1 protein-coding gene and 1 pseudogene are annotated in these 2,398 nt (G+C 65.9%); both read right to left on the bottom strand.

Annotated elements, in window-relative coordinates; genetic code table 11:
• A partial coding sequence (locus tag N5J29_RS19240) for a cache domain-containing protein (RefSeq protein ID WP_279924556.1) occupies positions 1-1,413 on the bottom strand: 1,413 nt, incomplete at its 3' end.
• Positions 1,414-2,148: 735 nt separating this feature from the next.
• A pseudogene (locus tag N5J29_RS19235) lies at positions 2,149-2,398 on the bottom strand (methyl-accepting chemotaxis protein); the annotation flags it as partial.

The raw sequence follows: 2,398 nt of genomic DNA, 5'->3' as shown, positions 1-2,398 counted from the left end.
CGAGGCGATTTCGCCGGCGGCCAGGGTGATGCTGGAGGCGCTGGCCTGGATCTGGCCAACGATGCGGGTCAGCTGGGTGACGGTGGCATTGGCATCGTCACGCATCCGTGCGAACACGCCCTGGTAGTCGCCCTGCATGCGGGCGGTCAGGTCGCCTTCGGCGATGGCTGACAGCAGCTGTGACAGCTTGCCGAGGTTCTCATCGCTGACTGCCATCATCGCGTTGAGGTTTTCCAGCATGGTGCGGAAATCGTGATCGAAGCGCTGTGCGTCGCCGCGACGGCTGAAGTCACCGGCAGCGGCGGCGCCGGCCAGCTGCTTGATCTCGGCATTGATGCGGCCGAGGTTGTCCTTGACGGTATCAACGGCGTGGGTCATCGCCGCCTTCTCGCCCGGGTATCGGGCGATATCACGGCTCAGATCGCCGACGGCGTATTGCTGGACGACATCGAGCACATCATGAAGGGTCTGCACGTGGCCGCCGACCAGCGCATTGGTCTCCTGCACCATCAGCCCATACTCGCCGGGGAATGCGCTGGCATCGATGCGGTAGCTGAGTTCACCGGCGTCGTGGCGACGTGCCATCTCGCGTTGGCCACCGATCACGGCGTGCAGCTGCCGCTGCATGGCGGACATCGCATCCAGCAGGCGGCCGGGCTCGTCATGCGGCTGCGGGCCGATATGGCTGTCCAGTCTGCCAGCGGCGATGCCTTCGGCCACGGCCGTAGCCTGCTTCAACGGTACCGCGATGCGGTTGCCGATCAGCCAGCTCAAGGCCAGCACGATCAGAACCACCACGCCACCGGAGATCGCCATGATCGTGGTGAACACCAGGGCCTGCTTCTGCACGTCGTCCGTGTAGACGCCACTGCTGATGACCCAGTTCCACGGCGCGAACAGCCCGGCATAGGCGATCTTGCCGACCGTGCCTTCGCTGCCGGGCTTGGCCCAGCGGTAGTCGACGAAGCCGCCCCCGGCCTTGGCTGCCTCGACCTGCTGGTAATAGATGCGCACCCCTTCATCGGTGCGGAAATCCTTCATGTCCTTGCCGACCAGGTCCTTGCGGAACGGGTGCATGAGTACCCGGTAGCCGGTGTCGTAGACGTTGTAGTAGTAGGTGTCGTTCTCGGCACGCATCCTCTCCAGCGCCTGCAGGGCGGCGGCCTTGGCTGCCTCTTCGCTGAGCTCGCCGGTACCGGCCAGGCGGTGGTAGTGCTGGACAATGCCGTAACTCAGTTCGACCTGGGTCTTCAGCGAGGTCTTGCGCGTTTCAGTCAGGTCCAGGTACTGCATGCGGGCGGCGATCACCGACAGCGCGACCACGCCCAGCGCGATGAGCAGCGTGAGCAGATTGAGCTTGCGCCGGACGGAGAGATTGCTGAAGTAGTGTTGCCAGCGATGCATGAGGTTCATCGAGCAGGACCAGTTTGAAGCAGGCGGGCGGCGCCGAGCCGGCCACGGCGGAATACACCATGACACCCCCGTTATCGGCCGCGGGCGCGCGGGATTGAGGTGCAGTGCCGGAACGCATTCAGGTTTCCTTGCAGCGGCGGCTGCGGCGCTGCCTGCGGCAGTCCTTTGAAGCAAAAGCAACGGCAACGGCAACGGCAGGTCATGGCGATGGGTTGCTACGGTTTGGCCGGGTCGGGGTGGGCAGGCAGGACCGTTGGCGCCATGGATGGCGCCATCGAGCCCCCATGGATGGGTTCACGGCGTGTCCTGCCTGCCCACCCCGACCCGGCCCGCCAGGGCTTCACTTCGGCGGCCGGCAAAGGCGTTGGGTTTCCACGTGGGAAGAGGGGTCGGATCCGTTTTCCTGCGGAAAACGGATCTGACCCCTGAAGTGGCCTGGCTTTTGCTTTTTGCTTTCTTTCTTCAATCCGGGGTGGACGCGCACGGAAACTGTCCGTGGCCGGGAGGGTGGGTTGCGCAGGGGCGTAAGCGCCATGGATGGCGCGCCCGAGCCTACAGGGACGTATTCACGGCGTCCCCTGCGCGACCCACCTTACTGGCCCAAACGAAGGAAATCCGCAGCTCTCCGCGGCCACTCCGAGGGGCTTCGCCGTTGGCTGGACAATCAGATGCCCCTTAAACGACAACGCCCCGGCGCAGGGCCAGGGCGTTGTCGTGCGTCAGGTCAGGCAGGAATCAGAACTCCTGCCAGTCTCCGTCGGCCAGTTCCGCGGCCATCGGGCGACCGCCGCTGCTGCGGCGGGCCGGCGGTGCAGCCGGCGCCGGGGCGGCGGGTGCAGCGGTGCGCGGGGCGGGGGCGGCGACGCGGGGCGCGACCACGGTTTCGGCTTCATCGAGCACGAAGATGGACACCGCTTCACTCAGATGGCCTGCCTGTTCCTCCATGGCCCGCGCAGCGGCGGTGGCTTCCTCCACCAGCGCGGCA

Source organism: Stenotrophomonas sp. GD03680 (assembly GCF_029844625.1).
GTDB classification, from domain to species: Bacteria; Pseudomonadota; Gammaproteobacteria; order Xanthomonadales; family Xanthomonadaceae; genus Stenotrophomonas; species Stenotrophomonas maltophilia_P.
The sequence above is the reverse complement of the archived record's forward strand: the minus strand, read 5'-3'. Positions and strand labels throughout refer to the sequence as shown.